This is a genomic window from Embleya sp. NPDC020886 (assembly GCF_044333915.1).
Classification (GTDB): Bacteria; Actinomycetota; Actinomycetes; order Streptomycetales; family Streptomycetaceae; genus Embleya.
On record NZ_JBIRRX010000009.1, the window covers coordinates 343,026 to 362,380 of the forward strand.

Consider the following 19,355-nt stretch of genomic DNA (forward strand, 5'->3'; position numbering starts at 1 on the left):
ACAACCCACGGTACCGAACACCCAAACCACCCCCACCCCACCCCACCACTCCGCCTCGCCCACCCCGCGCTGCGCCGCCGCCCCACCCGCTCCCTCCGGGCGCCGCGCCCGCGCCCCGGCAGCCCCGCCCGCGCAGCGCAGCATCCCGCCCCGTCCCGCCGACCGTCGGCGGCATTTGCCGGAGTTTGCCAGTGGTCCAGACCTATTGACCGGAAGGTCTGGACCACTTTACGGTCATGGCAATCGCACCACGTGAGTCTCCGGGCCCGTCCCCGCCCGGGAGGTAGGCGTGCCACGCAGGGCGTTCCCTTCCGTGCTCGGCCGCGCTCGAAGTGCCGAAAGGGAATCGAGCATGATGGGTCGCACGTCACGCCTTCTGGGGGCCGCGGTCGCGGTCGCCTTCACGGTTGCCGGGTCGGTCGCGGCCGCACCGAACAACGCCGAAACACACGGCACTTCGCAGCCGGCCAAGCACGCGAGCGGGTCGGTGGGCAGCACCTGCGCGGTCAAGTCGAAGCCCGCGGGCAAGGTGCTCCAGGGCTACTGGGAGAACTGGGACGGTGCGGTGAACGGTGTGCATCCGCCGTTCGGCTGGACCCCGATCACCGACCCGCGGATCGCCGCACACGGCTACAACGTGCTGAACGCGGCCTTCCCGGTCATCCTCGGCGACGGCACCGCGCTGTGGCAGGACGGGATGGACCAGAACGTCAAGGTTGCGACGCCGACCGAGATGTGTCAGGCCAAGGAGGCCGGTGCCACCATCCTGATGTCCATCGGCGGAGCGGCGGCCGGCATCGACCTCAACTCCCGCACCGTCGCGGACCGGTTCATCGCGACCATCGTGCCGATCCTGCAGACCTACAACTTCGACGGCATCGACATCGACATCGAGACCGGCCTGGTCGGCGGCGGCAACATCAACACGCTGTCCGCCTCGCAGGCCAACCTGGTCTACATCATCGACGGCATCCTGGCCCGGATGCCGAGCAACTTCGGCCTGACCATGGCACCCGAGACCGCCTACGTCACCGGCGGCAGCGTGGTCTACGGCTCGATCTGGGGCGCGTACCTGCCGATCGTGAAGAAGTACGCGGACAACGGTCGGCTGTGGTGGCTGAACATGCAGTACTACAACGGCAACATGTACGGCTGCTCGGGCGACTCGTACTCCGCCGGCACGGTCGCCGGCTTCACCGCGCAGACCGACTGCCTCAACCGCGGACTGGTCATCCAGGGCACCACGATCAAGGTGCCCTTCGACAAGCAGGTCCCCGGGCTGCCCGCGCAACCGGGCGCCGGTGGCGGCTACATGACGCCCCCTCAGGTCGCCCAGGCGTGGAACCGCTACAGCGGCGGTCTCAAGGGCCTGATGACCTGGTCGATCAACTGGGACGGCTCCAAGAGCTGGTCCTTCGGCAACAACGTCAAGGCCCTCCAGGGCCGCTGATGCCACGTCGGGGCCCTGCGGGGTCGCCGACGGCAGAGACCGCAGACCGCCGCTGCGGCCCGGGGTCGACGCACACGCCGCGTCGGCCCCGGGGCCATGTCCGGGGTTCGCCGAGCGGTGCCGGTGGTGGCGTCAGGTCCCGTCGATCTGCAATTCGACGAACACGTCCGGATCGAACGGCACCCAGCGGGCCGGGCGGTCGCTGCCCACGATGCGCAGTCGGCACCAGTCCTGGCCCCGGTCGCCGTGCCAGCGGGCGTTGATCCGCCCGAGTGCCCAACTGCCGTCGCGATTACGGATCTCCACCGGCTCGTAGACGCGGCGGATCTCCTCCTCCGGAGGAGCTTGCACCCACTGGGTCTCCGGGCCGTCGGCCGTGGACCGCTCTCGATGATCATTCAGCACAGTTCCACCCCTGATCCGCAGGCGACGGAGCGGTCTCGACCGAGTCGAATCCGCCGAAACCAGGCTTCTACACATCTGTAGAAACCTTACCCCAAGCCCATCGGCGACTCTCGCCCGCCACCACCGCTCGGGCCCGGGAGCCGGCGCGCGCCCGGGCGGCAGCGGTGACACAGTGGCGGTAAAGGATCTTCGTGCGGCCGGTCGCGGGCGTGACCGGCGGGACGAGCGGCGTCGATTGCCCCGTCGCCCGCCATGAAGGTCGTCTCCGCGGCGGTCCTCGGATCGAGCCGTTCGCGAGCGAGGTGACGCATGACCACCAAGCGCACACCCGTCGTGTTCATCCACGGCCTGTGGTTGCACTCGACCAGTTGGCGGGCCTGGGCCGAGCGCTTTCGCGAGGCCGGCTTCGAACCGGTGCTGCCGGAGTGGCCCGGCGTTCCGGACACCGTCCTGGCGGCGCGCCGACAGCCGGAGCCACAGAGCGGCGTCGGCCTCGCGGAGATCGCCGAGGCGCATGTCCGGGCCATCCGCGAGTTGCCCTCCCCGCCCGTCCTGATCGGCCACTCGGTCGGCGGTTTCATCACCCAGCACCTGTTGGGCGAGGGGCTCGCCGCAGCGGCCGTGGCGATCGCGCCGGCTCCGATCAAGGGGGTCAAGGCGGTCGGTCCGGCCCAGGCGAAGTCGACCTTCGCGTTCCTGCGCAACCCGGCCAACATCAAGCGTGTGGTGTCGCTGAATCAGGCCCGCTTCCGCTACGCCTTCGCCAACACCGTCCCGCTCAAGGAGTCCGAGGACCTGTTCGCGGCCTGGACGATCCCCAGCCCGGCCCGGCCGCTCTTCCAGTTGACGCTGGGCAACGTCACCCCGAACTCGGCCGCCAAGGTGGCCACCGAGAACCAGTCGCGCGGACCGCTGCTGCTGCTGTCCGGCAAGGCCGACCACACGGTGCCCGACGTGCTGACCCGCGCCACCTTCAAGCGGTACGCCAAGTCCCGGGCCACCACCGAGTATCGCTGCTTCGAGGACCGGGGACACTCGCTGATCCTCGATCACGGCTGGCCCGAGATCGCGGACGCCTCGCTGAGCTGGCTCGCCGACGCCGGCTTCCCCCGCACGTGACCCGTCGAAGACGGTGCTCGGCCCCGGCGCGGCGGCGCCGAGCGGGCTCGGCCGGGTCAACGGGCCGCGGGCGGCGCCCAGTCGTGGGCCGGCGCGAGGAGAGGATGGTCGGGGGAGCGGTACCACGGTTGTTGCTCCACCGTGTCGCCGTCGCCGAGTTGTACGGTGAGGCCGAAGTCGTGGATGGTGGGCCGCCCCCGGGAATACCACCAGTGCCAGGTCGCCTCGACCTCGTCCCACAACCGGCGCGGGCCGGACTGGCGGATCGTCGGCGGGTCTTGGGCGGCGAAGTGCGCGGCGGCGATCGAGTGCCCGTGCCCGGTGTCGGCGCCGTAGAGCCACAACGTGCCGCCGAGCGCGCCGTGCAACACCGGCCGGGCCAGGCAATCGGGCACACACAGACCCAGCACCAGCGCCACCGGGTCGAACGGGCCGCCCACCACGTCGTCGTAGCCGAGTGTGCTGGTGGTCGGCTGCGCGTAGGCGGCCCAGTCCTCGGGCAGCGCCGCGCCGCCGTACCTGCCCCAGTGCGGGCGATGCGCGCGCAGCTTCATGAACGCGGTGGCCAGCGTGAACGGCCCGCTCGCGGCGCGCCGATCCGGGTCGACCACCAGGCGCAGCGCGCAGTCGCCGCTGCCGTAGTCGGTGCCCCAGGGCAGCACGATCACCGCACCGGGCGCGGCCTGTTCGACCCACGCGGGCGGCACGCGCCGGACCCCCGCGGTGACTTGGATGCGTTCGTACGGGCCGCCCGCCGGGTGGCCGAGCGTGCCGTCGCCGGTGATCACCTCGACGAGATCGCCGAATCCGGCGGCGGCCAGGTTCTCCCGGGCCCGGTGGGCCAGTTGCGGGTCGACCTCGATCGAGGTCACCCGGCAGCCGCGCGCCGCCAACAGGCCGGCGCTGTAGCCGGTCCCGGTGCCGACCTCCAACACCCGCATGCCCGGTGCCGCGTCCAGGTCGTAGAGCATCTCGGCGAGCGTGGACGGCGTGGACGCCGACGAGGTGGCCAACGTCCCGGCGGTGCTGCCGGTGTGCCGGCCGTCGTCCCACTGGGTCACCAGTGCCCGATCCGAGTAGACCGCCCGGCGCCACGCCTCCGGATCGCGATCGCGGTCCACCGGCGCGTCGCTGTCGTCGGGCCAGATCCGGGCGGGGACGAAGTCCTCGCGGGCCACCATGCCGAACACCGATTCCCAGCCCGCCGGAAGAACGTCCTTGCCCTTCAGGAGGGCCGTGAGTGTGTCGGGCCCCACCGTCATGACACGAACCGTCGATCGGATAAGACGGACTGACCGTGCATCGCGAACCAACCTTTCAGGAGGATGACTACGCACCGCACCCTAGAAACCTCGAAGCGTAAGCGTCAAGGCGCTCAAGGAACTTGCCGTGCCAACGAAGCAACCCCCGCAGGAGTGCCCGGGTCCGGCCGATCCGGCCCCTCGAATGTGCCGGCGGCCCCCGCCCGCTCAGCGGTCCATCAACGCGCGTTCCTTGGCCGCGTGTACCGCGGCGGTGAGTCCGTCGATGTCGTACGGGCCGTGGTGTCGACGGCCGTTGACGAAGAAGGTGGGGGTGCCGGAGACCCCGCTCAGGTCGGCCGACTCCTCGTCCTCGGTCACCCGGTCGGCGCCGCGGTGGGCACGCAAGGCGATCCGGAACTCCGCCACGTCCAGTCCCAGGGTTTGGGCGTGCTCGACCAGATCGCCGGGCTTGAGCGCGTCCTGGTTCTCCAGCAGGTGGTCGAGCATCTCCCAGAACGCGCCCTGCTCGGCGGCGGCCTCGGCGGCGATCGCGGCGAGCCGGGCCCGGGGATGCACGTCCGGCAGCGGCAGATGGCGCCACACGTAGCGCACGTCGCCGAAGTCGGCGAGCAGTTCGCGCACCACCGGCTCGGCCAGACCGCAGTAGGGGCATTCGAAGTCGCCGTACTCCACCAGCGTCACCGGGGCGTCGATCGGACCGCGAATGTGGTCGCGCTCGGGATCCACCGGCACGGCCAGGTCGACCAGGCTCTGCGCGGTGCCGAGCAGTGCCCGCGAGCGGGCCGGGCGCGGCATCGCGGCGATCACCACCGAGACCAGCCAGGTCAGCACGAACGAGCAGACCACCGCGCTGAGTACGCCCACCTTGGCCTCGTCGAGCCGATCCCCCTCGAAGGCCAGCGTGGCGATCAGCAACGACACGGTGAAGCCCACGCCGGCGATCGTGCCACCGCCGACCACGGCACCCCAGCCGACCGGCGGCCGCAGCCGGCCGCGACTGAGCCGGGTGGTCAGCGCGGCGACGCCGATGACGCCCACCGGCTTGCCCACCACGTAGCCGAACAGGATGCCCAGCGTCACCGGCGAGGTGTAGGCCCGGGAGATCAGCCCGGCGTCGAGCGTGATGCCGGCGTTGGCCAGCGCGAACAGCGGCACGATCACATAGCTGGTCCACGGGTGGTACATCCGCTGCAGGCGCTCGTTCGGCGACAGGGCCGCGGCCATGCCCAGCCGGGCGCTGCGTTCCAACTCCGGCGTGGGCTGCTCGCGGAAGGAGCGGAACAGGCCGGTGGCCCGCTCCAATTCGGCCCGCGACGCCGGGTAGGCGAAGGTCAACAGGCCCATCACCAGGCCCACCACCACCGGGTCCACGCCCGACTTGAGCACCGCGACCCAGGTGATCACCCCGAGCACGCCGTACGCGCTGCCGCGCCGCACCTTCGCGGTGCGCACCAGCACGATCACCACGAGCAGCGCGAGCGCCACCAGCAGCGCCGGCACGTCGATGTGGTCGCTGTAGGCGATCGCGATCACCACCAGCGCGAGGAAGTCGTCGACCACGGCGACGGTCAGGATGAAGGTGTGCAGCCGGCGGGGGAAGCGGTTGCCGAGCAGGGCGAGCATGCCCAGCGCGAAGGCCGTGTCGGTGGACATCGCGGCGCCCCAGCCGTGCACCGAGGATTCGCCCGCGTTGATCGCCAGATAGATCAGCACCGGCACCGCCATGCCGCTGAGGCCGGCCAGCAACGGCAGGGTCAACCGGCGCCGTTCGCGCAGTTCGCCCATGTCGAACTCGCGTCGGGCCTCCAGGCCGACCACGAAGAAGAACAGCGTCATCAGCCCGCTGTTGACCCACTCGCGCAGGTCCAGGGACACGCCGGAGTCGCCGAGCCGCACCGACAGGTGGGTGTGCCAGAGCGATTCGTAGGAGTCGGCGCCGATGTTCGCCCAGGCCAGCGCGACCAGGGTGGCGGCGAGCAACACGGTCGCGCTGCCGCTCTCGGTCCGGATGAACGCCCAGCGCGCGGTGCGGGCCCCGCCCTCGTCCAGCGACTGCCCCGACAGATCCCCGTCGCCGGACGCCTGCGCCATGCGAATGCCCCCTGTTGTGCCAAGCCCCCCGACGGAAGCGAATCAGACGATACCGCCCACCGTGCGGCGATGATCATCCCGCCACACCAACCGGCGCCCGCCTGCCACTCGCCGCCGGGGTTTGCCGGGGCCGGGTCGGTTGGCGGGTCAGCCGGCGGTGGTTTCCTGCGGGGTCGGTGTCCGGGTCTTGGTGCCGCCCTTGGGGAGCAGGAGGAACAGGGCCATGACGGGGACGAGGTAGAGGAGCCAGACGGTGGTCTGCAGGACGGTGGGGTCGGGTTGGAAGTTGAGGATGCCCTTGAGGAGGGTGCCGTACCAGCTGTCGGGGGGGATGGTGTCGCTGATGTCGAAGGCGCGGTCGGTCAGGCCGGGGAGGTGGTCGGCCTCCTGGAGGTCGTGGACGCCGTAGGCGAGGACGCCGGCGGCGACGACGACGAGGCCGGCGCCGGTCCACAGGAAGAATTTGGCGAGGTTGATGCGGACGGCGCCGGCGTAGAAGAGGTAGCCGAGGACGACGGCGGTGGCCAGGCCGAGGGCGACGCCGATCATGGGTTCGGTGTTCTCGCCGGTGGAGCGGGCGGTGCCCCAGACGATGACGGCGGTCTCCAGTCCTTCGCGGCCCACGGACAGGAACGCGGTGAGGACGAGTGCGCCGGTGCCCATGGACAGGGCGTGGTCGAGTCGGCCCTGGAGCTCGGCCCTGAGGGCGTGCGAGGTGCGTCGCATCCAGAAGATCATCCAGGTGACCAGCAGGACGGCGACGATCGACAGGGAGCCGCCGAAGAGTTCCTGTTGCCTGAACGTCATCTCGGCGGAGGTCAGTTCGAGGGTCGCCTCCAGCGCGACGCTCAGCGCCACCGCGGCGGCCACCCCCAGCCACACGGCCGGCAACGCGTCCCGGCGCTCGCTCTTGACGAGATAGGCGATCAGGATGCTGACCACCAGGGCCGCCTCCAGGCCCTCGCGCAGACCTATCAGGTAGTTGGCGAACACGGGTAACCCCACTCAGGAATTCGAACACATTTCGGAATCAGGCGAGCCTTACCAAAGCACTCGCCCGAACGGGCCGTCAACATGGCGTGCGTCATGCGGAACATGCCGGACCGGGGACTTCCCGCACCCCACCTCCACCACGTCACCCCACCCGGCCTGCGCCCATCCATCCCACCCGTGCACCCCACCCGCGCGCACGTCACCTGCCCGCACCGCGCCCGTCTGCGGACCGTCGCCGGGAGGCGGGAGCAGGCCCGCAGGAACGACCGAGCCGGGGTGCGGAGTTCGCAACCTCGCGATGATTCGGGGGAGTTCGGTGTCGGGATCCGCCGCCGAAGGCCGGCGGCGGGGTCGCCGAAGCGCTTGTCTGGCAAGGCGGATTTCGGCGTTGTTATGGATATGTCGCGCATTCGTGATCATTCGGCAGCCGTGCGGGCCTCCCGGGGCGGGCAGCGGCTCGGCATGACGCAGAGCGATGCATCCCGGGAGCCCGGTGCCGACGATTTGGCCGCCCTGGTGTGGCAGGCCCGTCGATGGAGCGAGTCGACGCCGGATCCGGTGGCCGAGCGGCCGGCGCCCGACGGATCCGGGCCTTCCTTCCGTGCCCGGGTGCGTCGCCTGCTGGCCAACCGCCCCGAATCGGATCCGCCGCATTCCCGTTCGTGACGAGGCGATCCGCGATGACGTACCGGTGCAGCGAAGCGCTGCCCGGTCGGCGCCGCGGGTAGTGTCGGCTGCCTTGACCAACCGCACCCATCGCGTCCCCGGGACACCGGCTTCGTACGCTGCCGGTCCGGCCCGGTGCCGGTGCAGGTGACGACCGGACGGAGTCGGCTCATGAGTGGCGACCAGGTGTCCTTGCGCCCCGCGGCGGAAGCGGACATACCCCTTCTCGAACGCTTCCTGATCGATCCCGACGCGGCCGGCCCGTTCGGCTGGTACGGCTGGTCGGATCCGAACGGTTGGCGGCGCAGGTGGGCGGAGAACGGCCTGCTCGGCGACGACCAGGGATTGTTGCCGGTGGTCTGCGGCCCGGAGGTCGCAGGTTTCGTGGCCTGGCGCAGGATCGTCACGTCGCGCACCTCGCACTGCTGGAACGTCGGCATCAACCTGTTCCCCGAGGCGCGCGGCCGAGGGATCGGCACCCGAGCCCAACTCCTGCTGGTGCGCTACCTGTTCGCCCACACCCAGGTGGCCCGGATCGAGGCCGGCACCGAGGTGGACAACATCGCCGAGCAACGCGCCCTGGAAAAGGTCGGCTTCACCCGCGAAGGCGTGGCGCGTGCCTACACCTTCCGCGACGGTCGATGGCGCGACACGGTCTTCTACAGCATCCTGCGCGACGAGCTCGCGGCGCCGGCCGACGGACCCGGCTAGCGCACTCGTCGGCCGGGCCCCGCGCATCTACCCGCTGGGCCGAGCCCGCGCCTGGTGGGATGGCACCGAAAGCGCGGTGGTCCTTGGTCCGTGCCCACGAAGTCCACCGCGTTCGCACCGGGCTAGCGTCGGGCCAGCGCCGCGAAAGACTTCGACACCACCGACGAACGCCGACACCCTCCCTCGCGGTCACCCCGCGCGACGGGCGGTTCGGTTTCGGCGTCGATCGGAGACTCGCCGTCCCGGTTCGTAGCCGGGCGTACCCGGTACCGGACCGACCCGGGCGGCGACCGGGACGGGCCGACCAGGATGGAGCAAGCCATGACACGACGTCTGCGTCTGGACGACCTGACCGCGATCGCACTGCCCGCGCAGCCGGCGATCTCCCCCGACGGCACCCGGGTGCTGTACACCCTGGTCCGCGTCGATCCGGATGCGGACCGCGACGTACGCAGCCTGTGGCAGGTCGCCTCGGGTGGCGGCGAGCCGGAACAGCTCACCCAGGGCCCCTCGGACAGCACCCCCGTGTGGTCGCCGGACGGCACCCGTGTCGTGTTCCTGCGCGCGGTCGACGGCCCGCCGCAGGTATGGGAGCTGCCGCTGGACGGCGCCGAGCCGCGCAAGCTGACCAGCCTGCCGATGGGCGCCGGCCAACCGGTGTGGAGCCCCGACGGGACCCGCCTGGCGTTCGGCGCCGTGATCGACATCCACGCCGTCGCGGGCGAGGACGACGCCGCGCGGGCCGCCCGGGCGAACGCGCCGATGGTCATCGACAGGGCGGACTACCAGGCGGACGGCGCGGGCCTGCTGGGCACCCTGCGCAACCACGTGCACGTGCTCGACCTGGCCTCCGGCGAGGTCACCCGGGTCACCGAGGGCGACTGGCACGCGACCGACCCGACCTGGTCGCCGGACGGACGACGGCTGGCCTACGGCGCCGGTTTGGGCACGGACGCGGACCTGACCATGCAATCCGCGGCCTACGTCGTCGACGTGTCCACTCCCGGTGCGCCGGCCGAACGGGTCGGCTCCGCGGACGGCATGGCCGGCTGGGTCGGCTGGACCCCCGACGGCGAGTCCCTGTTGGTGCTGGGCACCGAGCACACCCGCACCGGGCACACCCGCATGTTGCGCGTGCCGCTCGCCGGCGGCCCCACCGAGGATCTCGTCGGTGCCCTGGACCGCAACGTGATGCCCGGCGGCGCCGGCTACCCGGGCGCGTTGCCGCAGACCACGCCCGGGGATCGCGAACTCCTGTTCTGCCTCCGCGAGGAGGGCAACACCCACCTGTACGCGCTCGACCTCGAAAACGGCGCCACACGTCTGGTGCTCGGCGGTACCGGCCGCTGCGTCTCCGGCCTCTCCGTGCCCCGGACCCCCGGCCCGGTCGCGATCGTGCTGTCCACCCCGTCCTCGTACGCCGAGGTCGCGCTGGTGGACCCGGCCGACGGCACCGAGCGGGTGCTCACCGCGCACGGCGCGCAGTCCCTGCCGGACGTCGAACTGCTCACCCTGGTCGACCGCCGGTTCACCATCTCCGACGGCACCGTCGTGCACGGCCGGCTGCTGCGCGACCCCAGGACCACCGGCCCCTCGCCGGTGCTGATGGACATCCACGGCGGCCCGCACAACGCGTGGAGCGGAGCGGCCGACCCGGTGCACCTCTACCACCAGGTACTGGCCGAGCGCGGCTGGACCATCCTGCTGCTCAACCCGCGCGCCAGCGACGGCTACGGCGAGGACTTCTTCGCCTCCACCGTCGGCAAGTGGGGCGAGTCGGACGCGCCGGACTTCCTGGAGCCGCTGGACGAACTGGTCGCCGAGGGCACCGCCGACCCGCGGCGGCTGGCCGTCTCCGGCTACAGCTACGGCGGCTACATGACCTGCTACCTCACCAGCCGCGACAAGCGCTTCGCGGCGGCCGTCGCGGGCGGTGTGGTCAGCGACCTGAACAGCATGCCCGGCACCTCCGACCTGGGCGCCTACATGTCCCACGCCGAGTTCGGCGGCACCCCGTGGGACGATCCCGAGCTGTACACCCGGCTGAACCCGTTCGCCAAGGTAGGCGACGTGGACACGCCCACGCTGATCGTGCAGGGCGGTGCCGACGTACGGTGCCCGCTGGGCCAGGCCCAGCAGTGGTTCGGCGCGCTGCGCCAGCGGAACGTGCCCACCCGGCTGGTGCTCTACCCCGGCGGGTCGCACCTGTTCATCCTCTCCGGCCGGCCCTCGCACCGACTGGACTGGAACCGTCGGATCGTCGACTGGGTCGAGCAGTACGCCGGATCCACCGGTCGCACCCGGCCGGCCCCGCTGGACGCGGCGCACTGGCAGCGCCGGCTGTCCACGCTGGCCGAGCGCCACGGTGTCCCCGGGGCGACCCTGGGCATCCTGCGCCTGGACGAGCACGCGGCGGACGACCTGGTCGAGGCCGCGCACGGCGTGCTCAACGTGAACACCGGCGTCCCGGTGACCACCGACACGGTGTTCCAGATCGGCTCGATCACCAAGGTGTGGACCACGACGCTGGTCATGCAACTGGTCGAGGACGGACTGCTGGACCTGGACCAGCCGTTGGCCGAGGTGCTGCCCGAACTGCGGTTGTCCGACCCGGAACTCGCCAAGCAGATCACCATGCGCCACCTGCTCACCCACACCAGCGGCATCGAGGGCGACCGGTTCATCGACACCGGGCGCGGGGACGACTGTCTGGCCGCATACGTGGCGCAACTCGTCGACGCCACCCAGGTGTTTCCGCCCGGCGCGGCCTGGTCCTACTGCAACTCCGGCTTCACGCTGGCCGGACGGGTGATCGAGCACGTCACCGGCAAGACCTGGGACCAGGTGCTGCACGAGCGCCTCAGCGGGCCGCTGGGCCTGGAACGCACCATCACGCTGCCCGAGGAGGCACTGCTGCTGCGGGCCGCGGTCGGTCACATCTCCGAGGACGGCGGGGCTCCCGTCGTCGCGCCGGTGTGGATGTTGCCCCGCTCGGCCGGACCCGCCGGTCTGATCGGTTCCACCTCGGCGGAGCTGCTGCAATTCGCCCGGCTGCACCTGACCGACGGCGCGACCGCCGACGGCACTCGACTCCTGGGCGCCGAACACGCTTTGGCGATGCGGGAGAAGCAGGTCGAGGGGTCCGACCTCGCGGCGATGGACGCGTCGTGGGGCCTGGGTTGGCACCGCTACCAATGGGACGGCCACGAGGTGTTCGGCCACGACGGCGGCACCATCGGGCAGTACGCGTTCCTCCGCACCCTGCCCGAACTGGGCCTGGCGGTAGCGCTGTTGACCAACGGTGGCGAGGCGCCGGAGCTGTACGAGGACCTGTACCGGGAGATCTTCGCCGAGGTCGCGCAGGTAGCCCTGCCCGCCTCGTTCGCCCCGCCCGCCGAACCGCCGGCGTTCGATGCGGACCGCTACGTCGGCGTGTACGAGCGGGCCATGCAGCGCATGGAGGTGGCGAGCACCGCCGAGGGTCTGGTGTTGCGGATCCGGATGACCGGGGACCTGGCCGACACGTTGCCCAACGCGGTGCGGGAGATGCCGCTGGTCGCGGTGGCGGAGAACCTGTTCGCGATCCGGGAGCCCGGATCGGCGATCTGGCGTCAGGTGACTTTCGGCGCTCTGGCGACCGGCGAGCCCTACCTGTTCATGGGTCAGGTCACCCCGCGCGTGGGCTGACGCCCGGCTCGGCCCCGATCCCGATCTCGACCCACGCCGCGTTCGTTCCGGACGCGGTCCCGGGCACCGCGTTTCCCCCGTGACGCGGTGCCGGACGGTCCCTCGTCTCGCTGCCCTGTGCGAGACGGGGGACCGTCCGTCGTGTCGCGGTCGGCCGCGTACCGCCGGCGCTCAGGCCGAGGTGCCGGCGGGGGCCGGTGACCCGGCGCCGTCGATCCGCCGGTAGTGGTCGGCCACTTGCAGCAGCCAGGCGATCTCCTCGCGCGGGGTGCCGCCGCCACCGGTGCGGCTGGGCGCGGGCGGCATCTCCGGCACGGGGATGCCCTGGGCCCTGGTCCGGGCGACCGCGTGCATGTGACGGCCAAGTTCAAGGGCACGCCGTCGGTGGCGTACAACCCGGGAACCGATGCGTTGGAATTGTTCGCGTTGAGGACGGACAACGCGGTGTGGCACAACTGCATTCAGAACGGGACGGCCTGGGAAGGCTGGTCGGTGATGGATGCGGGGTCGAAGTTCACGGCGACGCCGACGGCGGTGTACGACGCCGGCACGAGCAGCCTGGAGTTGTTCGATCTCGGGACGGACAACAGCATTTGGCACGCCACCTATCACGCCGGTTGGAGTTCGTGGAGCCAACTCGGCGCCGGACCCTACGCGATCCTCTGATCCTCGCGGCACGGATGCGTTCCTCGTCGCGGCAACTCGCTTGTCTCGGATGAGGACGTTGTCGCCACCGGTTCGAACCCTCGCCCGATCGGTCCCCGCCCTGCGGTGCGGCCGGTCGGGTGAAGGCGCGTGACGTCGCGCGGCGGATCGTCGGCTATCGGCCGATTTGGGGGAGCATGGCTCGGGCGACGCGAGCGGCGCACCGTATCCGGCGTGGTGAGGGAGCATGACGATGGACGAGCTGACCACGCGGGTGGACGGCATGCTCGACGACCTCTGCGAGGACCTGCGGCGGCTGACCCGGATCCCGTCGATCGCGTTTCCCGGCTATCCGCCGGAACCGGTGCAGCAGGCCCACGACATGCTGGCCGGCCTCCTGCGCGAGGCGGGTGTGCAGGACGTCTCCGCGCTGCGGCTGCCGGACACCTCGCCGGTGATCACCGGACACATTCCGCCACCGCATCCCGACGCGCCGACCGTGCTGCTGTACGGGCACTACGACGTGCAGCCGGCCGGCGACGAGTCGTTGTGGACGACGCGGCCGTTCGAACCGACCGATGTCGACGGGGCGATCCACGGGCGTGGGGTGGCCGACGACAAGTCGAATCTGATCGTGCACCTCGGCGCGCTCCGTGCCTTCGACGGGCGGCCTCCGGTGGGGATCCGGATCGTGTTCGAGGGGCAGGAGGAGTACGGCAGCGAGTTCGACGACTACCCGCCCACGCATCCGGACGAGTTCGCGTGTGATGCGATGGTGATCGCCGACATGGGCAACATCCGCCCGGGCACCGGCACGCTGACCGTGGCACTGCGCGGGGTGGTCGAGGTGATCGTGGAGGTGCACACCCTCGAAGAGGCCAAGCACAGCGGCAACTTCGGCGGCGCGGCACCCGATGCGCTGTTGGTGCTGCTGCACGGGCTGGCCGCGTTGCACGACGCGAACGGTGATCTCGCGGTGCCGGGCCTGCGGCGCGAACCGTGGTCGGGCGGTGGCTGGAGCGAGGAGGAGTTCCGCCGGCTGGCCGGGATCCGCGAGGGCATGCCGCTGATCGGCACCGGGGACCTGGGCTCACGCTTGTGGTCGGGGCCGGCGATCACGGTGACCGGCGTGGACGCGCCGTCGGTCGACAGGGGCGCGTCGGCGGTGGTGCCGGCGGCTCGGGCGAAGCTGAACATGCGCTGCCATCCGGCCCAGGATCCGGCCGAGGCGCAGCGGCTGTTGATCGATTTCCTGGTCGGGCTGCGGCCGTTCGGGGTGCCGATGCGGGTGACCCAGGCCGGCGCGCCGGGGTTCGGCTTCGCGGCGGCCACCGACGGGGTGGCCTATCGGGCCGCGCACGAGGCGCTGCGCGCGGCGTGGGGCGCGGAGCCCGTACACGCGGCGGCGGGTGGATCGATTCCGTTGGTCAACAGCCTGGCGGCGGCCCGACCTGGCGCGGAGATCCTGCTGTTCGGGGCGCAGGACAGCATGTGCAACCTGCACGGGCCCAACGAGCGGGTGTTGGTGAGCGAACTGCGCGACGCGGTGGTGGCGGAGGCCGCGTTCTTCAGTGCCTATGCGGAGCGCTTTCGCGGAAGGTAGCAGCCGAACGGCCCTACTCCGCAACCGAATTCATCGGCTCCATCTGGTTCGTCTGTTTCATCGGATTCATCGGCAGTCGCAAGGAGCAGCGCGTGAGCACCGACCAGGCGTCGACCCCGGCCGAGGACGAAGCGCCGCCGCCGAAGCGGGGCTTCCGCTTTCCCAACGCGCTGACGGTGCTGGCGATCGTGACGATCGCGGTGTGGGTGCTGGCGTTCGCGATTCCGGCCGGCGAGTACCAGCGCGGCGAGGACGGCAAGCCGGTCGCCGGGAGCTACCACCACGTCAAGTCGCCGGAGGACTTCGTCCAGCGGCTCAACGACCTGTTCCTGTCCCCGGTCAACGGCCTGTACGGGCTTAGGGACGTGGAGAGCGGGCAGGTCGCGCCGGACAACGCGGGTGATCTGTACGGCAGTGCGGCGGTGTTCCTGTTCGTGTTGGCCATCGGGGCGTTCATCACGGTGGTCTTCGCCACCGGTGCGCTCGATCGGGGTATCGCCCGGCTCGCGCATCGGCTGCGCACGCGTGGTGCGGTGTTGATCGTGGCGATCATGACGGTGTTCGCCATTCTGGGTTCGGTCGAGGGCTTCGCCGAGGAGACGTTGGGGTTCTACGGGCTTATCGTGCCGTTGATGTTGGCGCTGGGGTATGACCGGATGGTGGCCACCGGCACGATCATCCTGGGCGCGGGTGTGGGCGTGTTGTGTTCTACGGTCAACCCGTTCGCGACCGGGGTGGCGTCGTCGGCGGCCGGGATCTCGTTGGGCGACGGGATCGTGTTGCGGCTGATGATGCTGGTCGTGTTGACCACGGTGACGATCCTGTACGTGGTGCGGTATGCCCGTCGGGTCAAGGCGGATCCGAGCCGTTCGATGGTGGGCTTTCTGCCGGGGGATCGCGAGCAGGCGGAGAAGGCGGCCACCGGCAGCGAACCGCCGCCGTTGACCCGTACCCATCAGATCGTGCTGGTCGCGGTGACGGTGACGTTCGTGTTCATGATCTTCTCGATCATTCCGTGGGCCCAGGTGCTCAGCGGGGATGCGGACGCGGCCCCGTACGGCTGGGAACTGGGCTGGTCCTTCGCAGAGTTGGCGGCCCTGTTCATTCTGGCGGCGGTGATCGTCGGGACGTTGGCGCGGCTGGGGGAGAAGAAGCTCGCGGAGACGATCATCCAGGGCGCGGCCGACTTCATCTCACCGGCGCTGATCATCATGCTGGCGCGCGGGGTTACCGTCATCATGAACAACGCGCAGGTCACCGACACGGTGCTGCACTCGATGGAGGGCGTGGTCTCGGACGCCTCCTCGGCGCTGTTCGGCATCCTGATCTTCTTGGTGAACCTGCCGTTGGCCTTCCTGATCCCCTCGACCTCGGGGCACGCGACGCTGGCCATGCCGATCCTGGCGCCGCTGGCCGACTTCGCGGACGTGCCACGGTCGTTGGTGGTGACGGCATGGCAGTCGGCGTCGGGCTGGATGAACCTGTGGGTGCCCACCACCGCCGTGATCATGGGTGGCGTGTCGTTGGCCAAGGTCGGCTACAACCAGTATCTCCGGTTCGCGGCACCGCTGTTGGGCATCCTCTTCGTGCTGATCTGCGCCTTCGTGGCATTGGGCTCCGGCCTGTCCTGAGCGGACGGCAAGGGCAATGGGCGTAGCACGGGCCGATGGTCGCGACCAGTGGCATTCGTAGGGGCGAGGGGCAACTTTGGCGCACTTACCGCTGCGCCCGGTCGTTGCGATCGTTGAGTCGTTCCTGCGCACTCTGCGTTGGACAGCCCTTCACGGGGCACTCGTTCAACCTTCGAAAAGGGGACCGACTCCCGATGAAAATCCGTCGAATAGCCACCACCGTGGCCCTTGCCGCCGCAACGGCACCCTTGTTCGTGCTGACCGCCGGAACGCCGGCGAGCGCGACCGAGCCATGGCGCGAGGCTCAGTGCACAGCGCAATGGAATGGGATCTATTGGTCTGTCGGCGATTCTCTCGCCAGGAAGATTTGGCGGCAGTGCATGCTCTGGGACGGTCAGATGTCGACCTATCCGCCGGTTCCCGCGGTGACTCCCGAGACCATCGACCCCACGTGGGGACCTCCCGTCGTCGTCCAGCCCCGCCCGTAGACCCGCCCGCCGGCTGACCGGGTACCGACGCGTCGCCCTGCGGGTTCCGAACCCGAACACCCGCAGGGCGACACCCCATTGCGCCGTCGGGCGCGCGGCGTTGCCGTGCATGCGGCCCGGGAGACTGCGCCGAGTATGAGGTGGTCGGCGCTCGGGTCCTTGCTGTCACGGACGGGGACCATGCCGGGCGCGTGTCCGACTTCCGAACCGAAACCGCGACACGGGACCAGAGTTCCAGCCAGAGCGCTCAACCTGCCGGACCCCGCCCCAGGGATCCGGCCGATGGCTTCGGGTCAGGTTCGCTTGCGGCTCGCGATCTCGTCCGAGAGCTGCTGCACGTGGGCGGGGTCCGCGTCCCGGGCGAGGGAGACGTAGTGGTCCATGACGGCCGGCCGGTAGCGCACGGGCAGCGTCTGTCCCGGGGCGAGTCGGGTGAGCTCGGTGATCGTGAGGTCTTCGTCTGCGACACCGCGGAACGAGATGCCGTCGGCGGTCTCCACGTCGAACATCAGGACCACGCGTGGATTGCTGTTGACTTCCCGCCAGTCGACGAGAACGCCGAGCGCAAGCGCCCCCGTACGCAGTTCCGCATTGCGCTTCCGTGCGTCACCGCTCAGGAGCGGGTTCGGGGCGACGCCCGGGAAGTCGGGCCCGACGCCGAGCGATTCCCGACTCAGGTCGGGCCTGAGCTGCGCCATCAGATCGTTGAGCTTCGCCTTCTTCTTCTTCGAACCGAACATCCTGGCCCCTCCCTCGCACCGGTGCCGGAATCTCGGCTCGGCGCTCCGCCCTCACTGCGATTGTACGTCGCGGCCATTCCCGACCTCCGTCGCATCGCCCCGCCCCGATGGGGTCGCCGTCCGCGGTCGCGGACGGGCTCGGTCGGTGCACCCGTCTGTCCACCTGACCCCTGCCCATGTGTCAGACACGTCGTAGACGTCGTGATGACGCGGGACATGGCGTCGGGTGGGGTCCTGCGATCATGCTCCGATGCGCGATCCGAAGGAGTTGGTGGATGTGGCCGGTCCGCTTCCGCGCCTGAAAACGACGAAGCCCCGCCCGGGTCGCCGTCGTACAGTGGCGACCGGGGCGGGGACGTCTACCGCGAGCCGTTACGGCTTCAGTAGCTCGCACATCGCGTTCAGGGCGCCCGCTTGCAGCGCCTGCTGGCCCGCGCTCTCGGTGAGCCCCAGGCCGTGGTTCTCGTTCGCGGCGTAGAAGATCTGCTTGCTGCCGTCCTCGGTGGCGAACCAGCGGGAGTGGTAGCCGATCTCGTCGCCGCCGTGCGACCAGAACCACTGGGTCGCGCCGTTACACGTGGCCTTTACGCGGGTCATGCCCAGGCCGTACTCGTTGTCGTAGTTCTCGATCTTGATCGAGGTCTTCATCTCGGCCAGTTGGGTCGGCGCGAGCACCTGCCCCTGAAGGAGGGCACGCTCGAAGGTGACCTGGTCCTGCAGGGTCGAGATGATCGCACCGGCCGGGCCGAACAGTTGGGTGTTGGACCGGGTCGAGTCCGCGAGCGGCGGCTGGTAGCCCCCCCACAGCGGCGGCGGCCAACGCCAGCCGCGCATGAAGTTGCCGTAGATGTCCGGGGACGTCTCCGGGTAGCTCGTGTTGGTCAGGTTCAGCGGGGTGATGATGCGGTTGGTGATCTCAACCGACGGGGTGTGGCCGGTGACCGCCGTGATGATCATCCCGGCGAGCATGTAGTTCGTGTTCGCGTACTCGAACACCCGGGGCAGCGTGGCCGGCCGCTGGGCCAAGGCCGAGTTGATGAGCTCCTGGGGCGTGTAGCTCTGATCGACGTTGAACGCCCCGTAATACGCGATGTTGTAGGGCGCCATGTAGTCCGGCAGCCCCGAACGCTGGTTGAGCAGCTCGCGGATGGTGATGGTGTTGCCGTCATACCCGTTGCTGTTGACCGCGTTCGGCAGCCAGTGCGCGACGGTGTCGTTCAGCGACAGTTTGCCCTCGGCCTCCAGCTGGAGGACCACCGCGGAGGTGAATGTCTTGGTGTTGCTCGCGATCCGGAACTTCGCGTTCGTGTCCAGCGGTGTCGCGGAACCACGGACGTTCGACCCCGCCTTGACATACGTGTTCGTGGCCCCGTCGACGATGAGGCCCATGACCCCCGGGTAGCCGGCGACTATGCCTTGATCGGCGCCGGTCTGGAACGCCTGCGCGGCGGTGACCGAGGACGCCGTCGAGGGCTGTGCGGTGGCGGCCAGGACGGCCAGGCCGACCGCGGCGCCCAGTAGGGACGTGCGGAGTCTTCGCATACGAGCTCCAGTGCTTGCTGCCCGGGCCGGGGTGGGCCGAGCAAGGGGAGATATACGTGACGGATATGCGGGACGTACCCGAGTAGGCACGCCGAGGCGTGACGCTATGCGTCCCTGGCCATTCCTGGCTTGGACGAAATTGACCTGGCCGCCGGGGGCCGGGGCAAGGCCGGGTGATCGATTCGTGTCCGCCTGGGCGCCTGTCGCGCGGGCCGCGTCGGCCACGCCCGAAAACGCCCGCACCCCGGGTCCTTGTGCGTTCAACCCTCGGTGACATCTGGGTAGACTCCGCCGCCGTGCCGGCTCCCCCGCGTCCAGG

The 19,355-nt window shown here is 70.3% G+C and carries 15 protein-coding genes; 8 read left to right on the forward strand and 7 right to left on the reverse strand.

Going from position 1 to position 19,355, the window contains the following annotated elements; all coding sequences use genetic code 11:
• Positions 1-355 precede the first annotated feature (355 nt).
• Positions 356-1,450 carry a chitinase gene (locus ACH4U8_RS29750; RefSeq protein ID WP_360324337.1) on the forward strand — a complete coding sequence of 365 codons (1,095 nt, stop codon included), beginning with the start codon at positions 356-358 and terminating at the stop codon, positions 1,448-1,450.
• A gap of 132 nt (positions 1,451-1,582) precedes the next feature.
• On the opposite strand, the gene ACH4U8_RS29755 is transcribed toward ACH4U8_RS29750, so the two are convergent.
• Complete coding sequence (locus tag ACH4U8_RS29755) at positions 1,583-1,801, reverse strand: hypothetical protein (RefSeq protein ID WP_360324319.1); 219 nt, start codon at positions 1,799-1,801, stop codon at positions 1,583-1,585.
• A 363-nt stretch (positions 1,802-2,164) separates the two neighbouring features.
• On the opposite strand from ACH4U8_RS29755, the gene ACH4U8_RS29760 reads away from it, so the two are divergent.
• Positions 2,165-2,974, forward strand: coding sequence for an alpha/beta fold hydrolase (locus ACH4U8_RS29760; protein WP_360324317.1), 810 nt, complete (start codon positions 2,165-2,167; stop codon positions 2,972-2,974).
• 56 nt (positions 2,975-3,030) lie between these two features.
• On the opposite strand, the gene ACH4U8_RS29765 is transcribed toward ACH4U8_RS29760, so the two are convergent.
• The 3 genes from ACH4U8_RS29765 to efeU all read right to left on the reverse strand — a co-directional run bounded on the left by ACH4U8_RS29765 (position 3,031) and on the right by efeU (position 7,323).
• Positions 3,031-4,236 carry a methyltransferase domain-containing protein gene (locus ACH4U8_RS29765; RefSeq protein WP_360324315.1) on the reverse strand — a complete coding sequence of 402 codons (1,206 nt, stop codon included), beginning with the start codon at positions 4,234-4,236 and terminating at the stop codon, positions 3,031-3,033.
• Positions 4,237-4,443: 207 nt separating this feature from the next.
• Positions 4,444-6,330: a Na+/H+ antiporter NhaA gene (gene nhaA / locus ACH4U8_RS29770; protein WP_379990444.1), complete on the reverse strand. Its 1,887-nt coding sequence runs from the start codon at positions 6,328-6,330 to the stop codon at positions 4,444-4,446.
• Between the two features lie 147 nt (positions 6,331-6,477).
• Positions 6,478-7,323, reverse strand: a complete 846-nt coding sequence (gene efeU / locus ACH4U8_RS29775) for an iron uptake transporter permease EfeU (protein ID WP_395781512.1) — start codon at positions 7,321-7,323, stop codon at positions 6,478-6,480.
• A gap of 363 nt (positions 7,324-7,686) precedes the next feature.
• Here efeU and ACH4U8_RS29780 point away from each other — a divergent pair, with 363 nt between their 5' ends.
• The 3 genes from ACH4U8_RS29780 to ACH4U8_RS29790 all read left to right on the forward strand — a co-directional run bounded on the left by ACH4U8_RS29780 (position 7,687) and on the right by ACH4U8_RS29790 (position 12,387).
• A complete protein-coding gene (locus tag ACH4U8_RS29780) occupies positions 7,687-7,989 on the forward strand; it encodes a hypothetical protein (protein ID WP_395781370.1) in 303 nt (100 codons plus the stop codon).
• 171 nt (positions 7,990-8,160) lie between these two features.
• Positions 8,161-8,700: a GNAT family protein gene (locus tag ACH4U8_RS29785; protein WP_360324495.1), complete on the forward strand. Its 540-nt coding sequence runs from the start codon at positions 8,161-8,163 to the stop codon at positions 8,698-8,700.
• A gap of 321 nt (positions 8,701-9,021) precedes the next feature.
• On the forward strand, positions 9,022-12,387 hold the full coding sequence (locus tag ACH4U8_RS29790; protein WP_395781372.1) for a serine hydrolase: 3,366 nt from the start codon (positions 9,022-9,024) through the stop codon (positions 12,385-12,387).
• A gap of 171 nt (positions 12,388-12,558) precedes the next feature.
• Here the strand turns inward: ACH4U8_RS29790 and ACH4U8_RS29795 are convergent, their stop codons facing one another.
• The gene (locus ACH4U8_RS29795; protein WP_395781374.1) at positions 12,559-12,741 is read right to left on the reverse strand and encodes a hypothetical protein; all 183 of its coding nucleotides are present in this window, start codon (positions 12,739-12,741) and stop codon (positions 12,559-12,561) included.
• On the opposite strand from ACH4U8_RS29795, the gene ACH4U8_RS29800 reads away from it, so the two are divergent.
• The 3 genes from ACH4U8_RS29800 (at position 12,742) to ACH4U8_RS29810 (ending at position 16,266) form a co-directional block, all read left to right on the forward strand.
• On the forward strand, positions 12,742-13,053 hold the full coding sequence (locus ACH4U8_RS29800) for a hypothetical protein (RefSeq protein ID WP_395781376.1): 312 nt from the start codon (positions 12,742-12,744) through the stop codon (positions 13,051-13,053).
• Positions 13,054-13,279: 226 nt separating this feature from the next.
• Complete coding sequence (locus ACH4U8_RS29805; RefSeq protein WP_395781378.1) at positions 13,280-14,635, forward strand: M20/M25/M40 family metallo-hydrolase; 1,356 nt, start codon at positions 13,280-13,282, stop codon at positions 14,633-14,635.
• Positions 14,636-14,727: 92 nt separating this feature from the next.
• Positions 14,728-16,266 (forward strand): YfcC family protein, encoded by a 1,539-nt coding sequence (locus tag ACH4U8_RS29810; protein WP_395781380.1) that lies wholly within the window; start codon positions 14,728-14,730, stop codon positions 16,264-16,266.
• Between the two features lie 781 nt (positions 16,267-17,047).
• Here the strand turns inward: ACH4U8_RS29810 and ACH4U8_RS29815 are convergent.
• The gene (locus ACH4U8_RS29815) at positions 17,048-17,494 is read right to left on the reverse strand and encodes a hypothetical protein (protein ID WP_395781382.1); all 447 of its coding nucleotides are present in this window, start codon (positions 17,492-17,494) and stop codon (positions 17,048-17,050) included.
• Positions 17,495-17,866: 372 nt separating this feature from the next.
• Complete coding sequence (locus ACH4U8_RS29820) at positions 17,867-19,036, reverse strand: serine hydrolase domain-containing protein (RefSeq protein WP_395781384.1); 1,170 nt, start codon at positions 19,034-19,036, stop codon at positions 17,867-17,869.
• Positions 19,037-19,355 lie beyond the last annotated feature (319 nt).

Coding starts and splice junctions, on each gene's coding strand:
- ACH4U8_RS29750 (WP_360324337.1), top strand. CDS start 356: ATGGGTCGCACGTCACGCCTTCTGGGGGCCGCGGTCGCGGTCGCCTTC.
- ACH4U8_RS29760 (WP_360324317.1), top strand. CDS start 2,165: ATGACCACCAAGCGCACACCCGTCGTGTTCATCCACGGCCTGTGGTTG.
- ACH4U8_RS29765 (WP_360324315.1), bottom strand. CDS start 4,236: ATGACGGTGGGGCCCGACACACTCACGGCCCTCCTGAAGGGCAAGGAC.
- nhaA (WP_379990444.1), bottom strand. CDS start 6,330: ATGGCGCAGGCGTCCGGCGACGGGGATCTGTCGGGGCAGTCGCTGGAC.
- ACH4U8_RS29785 (WP_360324495.1), top strand. CDS start 8,161: ATGAGTGGCGACCAGGTGTCCTTGCGCCCCGCGGCGGAAGCGGACATA.
- ACH4U8_RS29790 (WP_395781372.1), top strand. CDS start 9,022: ATGACACGACGTCTGCGTCTGGACGACCTGACCGCGATCGCACTGCCC.
- ACH4U8_RS29795 (WP_395781374.1), bottom strand. CDS start 12,741: ATGCACGCGGTCGCCCGGACCAGGGCCCAGGGCATCCCCGTGCCGGAG.
- ACH4U8_RS29805 (WP_395781378.1), top strand. CDS start 13,280: ATGACGATGGACGAGCTGACCACGCGGGTGGACGGCATGCTCGACGAC.
- ACH4U8_RS29815 (WP_395781382.1), bottom strand. CDS start 17,494: ATGTTCGGTTCGAAGAAGAAGAAGGCGAAGCTCAACGATCTGATGGCG.
- ACH4U8_RS29820 (WP_395781384.1), bottom strand. CDS start 19,036: ATGCGAAGACTCCGCACGTCCCTACTGGGCGCCGCGGTCGGCCTGGCC.